The following is a 6,959-nucleotide window of genomic DNA, read 5'->3' as shown; positions in this document are numbered from 1 at the left end:
AGCGTGTTGCCGATCGGCAGCGACACGATCGCCACGCCCTGCCACGCGAGGATGCCCGCGGCGATGATCTGCCCGGCGAGCTTCGTCATCCAGTCGAGGTCCCAGATGTCGTCGGCGACGCCGAGGACCACGATGATGGTCGCCCCCGCGAGGACGGCGATCACGCGCCCCGGCTCGGAGAACACCAGCCGGAAGTAGTCGGTGCCGGCGATCGACGGGAACAGGAACCACGCCGCGAGCATCGCCACGATGACGCCGAGGTACATCGCGATGCCGCCGAGCCGCGGGGTCGGCGTGCGGTGCACGTCACGCTCCCGGACCTTCGGGTACCACTTGTACTTCAGCCCCAGCTTCCAGACGACCCAGCTGACGCAGAAGCTCACCACGGCCGCGATGGCCCCGGCGAGCAGGTAGTACTTCATCCGACCAGGTCGGCTCCGACGACCCTGGTGATCTCGTCGTCCGGGATCACACCGTGGCGCACGATCCGGAGCTTCCCGCCGTCGGACAGCCCGGTGGCGTCGACGATCGTGGAGCCCGTGGATGCCTCGAAGCCCTCGTGCGCGGTGATCGGACCGCCGTCGAGGTACACGGCGACGCTGTCGCCGAGCATCGCCTCGGCCTGGTCCGCGTCCATCGCGGCCGGGTCCCCCGTCGAGTTCGCGGAGGACACCGCGAGCGGCCCGACCTCCTGCAGGAGCTCGAGGGCGATGCGGGAGTCCGGCATGCGGAGCGCGACGGTGCCGCGGGTCTCGCCGAGGTCCCAGTCGAGCGACGGCTGGGCGCGGAGGATCACGGTGAGGCCACCCGGCCAGAACTCGTCGACGAGGTCCCGCACCTGCTGCGGGATGTCGCTCGCGAGCGCGTCGAGGGTGGGCGGACCGGGGATGAGGACCGGCGGCGGCGACTGCCGGGTCCGGCCCTTCGCGTCGAGCAGGCGCTGGACGGCGGCCGCGCTGAAGGCGTCCGCGGCCACGCCGTAGACGGTGTCGGTGGGGACGACGACGAGCTCCCCGCGTCCGAGAGCGGCACGTGCGAGCCGCATCCCGGTCAGGAGCCCGTCGGAGTCGGTGCAGTCGTATCGGGATGCCATGACTCGACGATGATAGTGCGACACAATGGGTGGCATCGTGAACGAGACCCCTGCGCCCCGCCTCCTGTTCCTCTTCGACATGGACGAGGTCCTCGTCCGGTACGACTGGAAGGTGCGGATGGCCGCCCTCGCCGAGTTCACCGGGCACGACTTCGACGAGCTCCGTCGGCGGTGGTGGGACTGCGGCAACGAACAGCGCGCCGAGGCCGGCGGGTACGCCGACGGCGACGAGTACCTGGCCGCCTTCGCCGAGGCGATGGACTGCGACGTCCCCGAAGCCGAGTGGGCGCGGATCCGCGGCGCCGCGATGACCGAGCTGCCCGACCGCATCGAGGCGGTGCGCGTCGCGAGCGAGCACGGACGGGTCGGGCTGCTGACGAACAACGGGCCGCTGGCCGGCCGCTGGATCCACCGCTGGACGCCGTCGCTCGCGCCGCTCTTCGGCGAGCACCTCGACACGACGAGCAACTTCGGTGCGCGGAAGCCCGAGCCCGAGGTCTACCGCCGGGCCCTCGAGCACCACGGCGTGCCCGCCGAGCGCACGTTCTTCGCGGACGACATGCCGATCAACGTCGAGGGCGCCCGGAGCGTGGGCATCCACGCGGTGCTCGTCGAGGAGCACACGGACCTCCGCGAAGCCGTCCTCGCCTTCGTCGCGGAGCAGTACGTCGCCGCACCCGTCGCGTAGGTCCCCGACCGCTGCGCGATCCTTCCCATCACGCGCGCAGTGGGAAGCGGAATCGCGCGTACCGGGCCGAACGGAACGACCCGGTACGCGCGAAGAGGCCGACCACGCGCCGACTGGCTCTGGCTGACGGCCGTGAGCTGACCGTCGAACGTGATCTGCGCCTCCAGGTCCGGACCGCCGCGCGATCCTTCCCATCACGCGCGCAGTGGAAAGCGGAATTGCGCGTACCGGGCCGAACGGAACGACCCGGTACGCGCGAAGAGACCGACCACGCGCGGAACGGCTCACAGGAGCGCACGTCGACGGCGGCCAGGAGGCGCGGCTCGGCCCCGGCTAGCGGGTCGCGGTGGTCGTGCGGTCGCGGCCGGTCAGGTCGACGTGCGTCTCCGGGGACCGGAACCCACGGCGCGACAGGACCTCGCGCACGCCGGCGCCCTGCGGTTCGGCGTGCTCGATGACGAGCACGCCCCCGGGCACCAGGAGGCGCCAGGCGGTGTCCGCCAAGGCACGCACCGCGTCGAGGCCGTCCGGCCCGCCGTAGAGCGCCATCGCGGGATCGTGGTCGCGGACCTCTGGGTCGATCGGCACCGCGTCGTCCGGCACGTAGGGCGGGTTCGACACGACGACCGACACCGTGCCGTCGAGCTCCGGCAGCGCGTCGGCGAGGTCGCCCTCCACCAGGCGGACCGTCCCACCGTGGGCCGCGACGTTGCGCCGGGTCCACGGCAGTGCCTCGACCGAGCGTTCGACCGCGTACACGACCGCGTTCGGCACCTCGGTGTCCATGGCGATCGCGATCGCGCCGCTGCCGGAACCGAGGTCGACCGCGACCGGTGCCGGCACGGCCACCGCGCGGAGTGCGTCGATGCCGAACTGCACGACGCCCTCGGTCTCGGGCCGCGGGACGAACACGCCGGGTCCGACGGCCAGCGTGAGCGCGCGGAAGTGCGCCTCGCCGGTGATGTGCTGGAGCGGCTCGCGGGTGGCACGTCGGGCGACGGCGTGCCGGAAGCGCTCGACGTGCTCCGGAGCGATCGCACCCCCGGTCATCGCGCGGGCCTGCACGGCACCGCGCGAGGTGTCGGTCGCCCAGGCGAGCAGCAGCTCGGCGTCCACCTGCGGGGTCGGGACGCCGGCCGCGTCGAACGCCGCGGCCGCCTCGCGCAGGAGGCGGTCCGCGGCGAACGCGACGGGCGTGTCGGAGGTGATCCGTGCCTCCAGGGCTACGCGTCCTGGTCGCCGATGGCGGCCAGTCGTGCTTCTTCGTCCGCCTGGATGGCGGACTGGATGACGGGCTCGAGGGCGCCGTTCATGACGCGGTCCAGGTCGTACGCCTTGTACCCGGTGCGGTGGTCCGCGATGCGGTTCTCCGGGAAGTTGTACGTGCGGATGCGCTCCGAACGGTCCATGCCACGGATCTGCGACTTGCGCGCGTCCGAGGCGATGGCGTCGAGCTCCTCCTGCTGCTTCGCGAGGATGCGGGCGCGCAGCACGCGCATGCCGGCCTCGCGGTTCTGCAGCTGCGACTTCTCGTTCTGCATCGCCACCGTGATGCCCGTGGGCAGGTGGGTGATGCGGACCGCGGAGTCGGTCGTGTTGACGGACTGCCCGCCGGGGCCCGAGGACCGGTACACGTCGATCTTGAGGTCGTTCTGGTTGATCTGGACCTCTTCGGGCTCGTCGACCTCGGGGAAGACGAGGACGCCGGTCGTCGAGGTGTGGATGCGCCCCTGCGACTCGGTCGCCGGCACGCGCTGCACGCGGTGGACGCCGCCCTCGTACTTCAGGTGCGCCCAGACACCCTGGGACGGGTCGGTCGCGTTCGACTTGATCGCGACCTGGACGTCCTTGTAGCCGCCGAGGTCGGACTCGGTGCGCTCGAGCATCTCGATCTTCCAGCCCTTGGACTCGGCGTAGTGCGAGTACATGCGCAGGAGGTCGGCCGCGAACAGCGCCGACTCCTCGCCGCCCTCGCCGCCCTTGATCTCCATGATCACGTCGCGCCCGTCGTCGGGGTCGCGCGGGATGAGCAGCCGGCGGAGACGCTCCTGGCGCTCCGTCAGCTGCTCCTCGAGCGCCGGGACCTCGTCCGCGAACGCCTCGTCCTCACGCGCGAGCTCCTGGGCGGCGGCGAGGTCGTCCCCCGCCGCCTTCCAGGACTCGTACGCGGACTTGATCTGGTTGAGTTCGGCGTACCGCCGGTTCACCTTCTTCGCGCGGGCCGCATCGGCGTGGAGCGCGGGGTCCGACAGCTGCTGCGTCAGGTCCTCGTGTTCCGCCAGCAGCCCTGCCACCGACTCGAACACGCGTTACTCCTGGTGGCCGTTGTGGTGCCCACCGGTCGTGGGGACCGACTTCTGCACCTGGACCAGGAACTCGACGTTCGACTGCGTCTCCTTGAGGTTCCGCAGCACGATCTCGAGGGCCTGCTGCGGGTCGAGCCCGGCGAGGGCACGGCGCAGTCGCCACGTGATCTTGACCTCGTCGGCGGAGAGCAGCTGCTCCTCGCGACGGGTGCCGGAGGCGTTGACGTCCACGGCCGGGAAGATCCGCTTGTCGGCGAGGTGCCGGTTGAGGCGGAGCTCCATGTTGCCGGTGCCCTTGAACTCCTCGAAGATCACCTCGTCCATCTTCGACCCGGTCTCGACGAGCGCCGTCGCGAGGATGGTCAGCGAGCCGCCGTCCTCGATGTTGCGCGCGGCGCCGAAGAAGCGCTTCGGCGGGTACAGGGCCGACGAGTCGACGCCACCGGAGAGCACGCGACCGGAGGCCGGCGTCGCCAGGTTGTAGGCGCGGCCCAGACGGGTGATCGAGTCGAGGAGCAGGACCACGTCGTGCCCGAGCTCGACGAGGCGCTTCGCACGCTCGATGGCGAGCTCGGCGACCGTGGTGTGGTCCTCGGCGGGACGGTCGAAGGTCGAGGCGATGACCTCGCCCTTCACCGTGCGCTGCATGTCGGTGACCTCTTCGGGCCGCTCGTCCACCAGGACGACCATGAGGTGCGCCTCGGGGTTGTTCTTGGCGATCGCGTTCGCGATGGCCTGCAGCACGACGGTCTTGCCGGCCTTCGGCGGGGACACGATCAGGCCGCGCTGGCCCTTGCCGATCGGCGACACGAGGTCGATGATCCGGGTGCTGAGCTTCGACGGCTCGGTCTCGAGACGCAGGCGCTCGTTCGGGTACAGCGGCGTGAGGTCCTGGAAGTCGACGCGCGCGGCGGCCTCGTCGGCGGTCTGCCCGTTGACCGAGTCGACCTTGACGAGCGCGTTGTACTTCTGGCGGCTCTGCTGCTCGTTGTCCCGCGGCTGCTTGATCGCGCCGACGACCGCGTCGCCCTTGCGCAGGTGGTACTTCTTCACCTGGCCGAGCGAGACGTAGACGTCGTTCGGCCCGGGCAGGTACCCGGTGGTGCGGACGAAGGCGTAGTTGTCGAGGACGTCGAGGATGCCCGCGATCGGGATGAGGACGTCGTCCTCGGTGATCTCCGGCTCGAACTCGTCGTTCTGCCCGCCGCGGCCGCGCTTGCGGTCACGCTGACGACGGCTGCGGCCACCCTCGGTCTCGTCGGCGACCTGCTGGGCCGGCTGCTGCTTCTGCTGGCCCTGCTGCTTCTGCTGGCCGTTCTGCCGGTTCGCGTCGTTCCGGTCGTCCTGCTGGGCGTTCTTCTGGTCGCCCTGCTGGCCGTTCTGACCGTTCTGGCCGTTCTTCTGGCCGTTGTCGTTCTTCGGCGCGGCGTCGCGACCGTTCTGGTCGCCGCCCTGCTCGCCGTTCTCGGCGTTCTGGCCACGGCCACGACCCCGACCGCGGCTGCGACGACCGCGACGCGAACCGCCCTCGCCCTGCTGGTCGTTCTGGTCGCCCTGGTCGTTCTGGTCGCCCTGGTCGGTGGACTGGTCCTGCTGCGCGGCGGCGTCCTGCTGGGCCGGCTGCTCGGCCTGGTCCCGCGGCTGCTCGGTGCGCTCGGCACGCTCGGCCTGCTGGCCGTTCTGCTGCGCGCGCTGGCCGCGCCCGCGACGCTGGCCGCCGGTCTCCGCGGCTTCCTGCGCGTCCTTCTCGGCGCGGACCTGGTCGAGCCCGGCGAGGAGGTCCTCGGTGCCGGTGTGTCCGGCGTTCGTGTGCTCGGCGGCCGACGTCGGCGCCGCGTTCACGGTGCCGCCGGAGGAGGCACGGCGCGAACGGCGGGCACGCGAGGAGGCGGGCTGCTCGGCCGGGGCCTCGGTGGTCGCCGGTGCGTCTGCGACGGCCTCGGCAGCGGGTGCCTCGGTCGGCTCCGGCAGCGTCGGCTGCTCGGCCACGGGGGCCTCGACCGCGGGTGCGGCCGACTCGGTCGTGGCGTCGTCCGTCGCCGGACGCTTGTCCTCGATCGAGGCGATGAGGTCGCCCTTGCGGAGCTTCGAGAGCCCCGTGATGCCGAGGGAGGAGGCGATGCGCTGGAGTTCCGGGAGCCGGAGGGCGCGCAGATCGCTGGGGATCTCCACCTGGGTGGAGTCGTTGACGTTCGTCAAGGTCGGTGTTTCCTTTCGAACCGCAGAACGCGGAGAGTTTCCACCGTCCCGGATGCATGGGTGTGCATCGACCGCCGTTCAGACGACGGACCGGGATTCGGTGATCTGAAAGAGATTGCCCCCGCGCACCGGACCCTGCATGGCGAGGAAAGTCCTGCTGCCTACGCGGGTTCGGCTTGGAGCGCCGAGTGCGGCACCACTGTAGCACCACCCAGGTCGACGGCCAGCATGAGCGCCCGCCAGTCGGATTCCCCGTGTCGCGACACGAGGTCGGCGGCGGTGAGTCGCTGAGCGGGATCGCTGCCGAGGACCAGGAGGCTCGGGCCGGCTCCGGAGACGACCGCCGCGAGTCCGTGCTGCCGCAGCAGGCCGATCAGGGCGTCGGTCTCCGGCATGGCGCTGGCGCGGTACGCCTGGTGCAACCGGTCCTCGGTCGCGGCCAGCAGGAGCTCGGGGCTCTGGATGAGCGCCGCCACCTCGTTCGGCGTCGACTTCGTGAACCCGAAGCCGAAGGGCTTCTACTGGGGCATCTACTCGTGGGAGAACGCCGGCCAGATCTCCGGTGACGTGATCCTGCTCTCGCAGCAGGGCTACCAGGTCGCCGACCTCGAGAAGCAGCCGACGTTCGCCGACAACGCGGCCCTCGAAGCGGGTCAGGTCCACAGCTGGACCT

The 6,959-nt window shown here is 71.1% G+C and carries 6 protein-coding genes and 2 pseudogenes; 2 read left to right on the top strand and 6 right to left on the bottom strand.

Features of this window, described 5'->3' with window-relative positions:
- A pseudogene (locus I5E_RS17250) lies at window positions 1-422 on the bottom strand (undecaprenyl/decaprenyl-phosphate alpha-N-acetylglucosaminyl 1-phosphate transferase); the annotation flags it as partial.
- Complete coding sequence (locus tag I5E_RS17245; RefSeq protein ID WP_022908087.1) at window positions 419-1,093, bottom strand: L-threonylcarbamoyladenylate synthase; 675 nt, start codon at window positions 1,091-1,093, stop codon at window positions 419-421. The pseudogene I5E_RS17250 and the gene I5E_RS17245, both read right to left, overlap by 4 nt.
- A 37-nt stretch (window positions 1,094-1,130) precedes the next feature.
- Here I5E_RS17245 and I5E_RS17240 point away from each other — a divergent pair, with 37 nt between their 5' ends.
- Window positions 1,131-1,781, top strand: a complete 651-nt coding sequence (locus tag I5E_RS17240) for an HAD family hydrolase (protein WP_187290540.1) — start codon at window positions 1,131-1,133, stop codon at window positions 1,779-1,781.
- A 333-nt stretch (window positions 1,782-2,114) separates the two neighbouring features.
- Here the strand turns inward: I5E_RS17240 and prmC are convergent, their stop codons facing one another.
- From prmC to I5E_RS17220, 4 genes and pseudogenes are all read right to left on the bottom strand, one after another.
- Window positions 2,115-2,990: a peptide chain release factor N(5)-glutamine methyltransferase gene (prmC, locus tag I5E_RS17235; RefSeq protein ID WP_031263046.1), complete on the bottom strand. Its 876-nt coding sequence runs from the start codon at window positions 2,988-2,990 to the stop codon at window positions 2,115-2,117.
- A gap of 14 nt (window positions 2,991-3,004) precedes the next feature.
- Window positions 3,005-4,087, bottom strand: a complete 1,083-nt coding sequence (gene prfA / locus I5E_RS17230; RefSeq protein ID WP_022908084.1) for a peptide chain release factor 1 — start codon at window positions 4,085-4,087, stop codon at window positions 3,005-3,007.
- 3 nt (window positions 4,088-4,090) lie between these two features.
- The gene (gene rho / locus I5E_RS17225; RefSeq protein WP_022908083.1) at window positions 4,091-6,286 is read right to left on the bottom strand and encodes a transcription termination factor Rho; all 2,196 of its coding nucleotides are present in this window, start codon (window positions 6,284-6,286) and stop codon (window positions 4,091-4,093) included.
- 161 nt (window positions 6,287-6,447) lie between these two features.
- Window positions 6,448-6,762: pseudogene (locus I5E_RS17220) on the bottom strand (homoserine kinase); the annotation flags it as partial.
- On the opposite strand from I5E_RS17220, the gene I5E_RS24800 reads away from it, so the two are divergent.
- On the top strand, window positions 6,749-6,959 hold a 211-nt coding region (locus I5E_RS24800), incomplete at its 3' end, for a hypothetical protein (RefSeq protein ID WP_222836485.1). The pseudogene I5E_RS17220 and the gene I5E_RS24800 sit on opposite strands and share 14 nt — an antisense overlap.

It is taken from the genome of Curtobacterium sp. B18 (assembly GCF_000333375.1).
In the GTDB taxonomy this organism is placed as follows: Bacteria; Actinomycetota; Actinomycetes; order Actinomycetales; family Microbacteriaceae; genus Curtobacterium.
The sequence above is the reverse complement of the archived record's forward strand: the minus strand, read 5'-3'. Positions and strand labels throughout refer to the sequence as shown.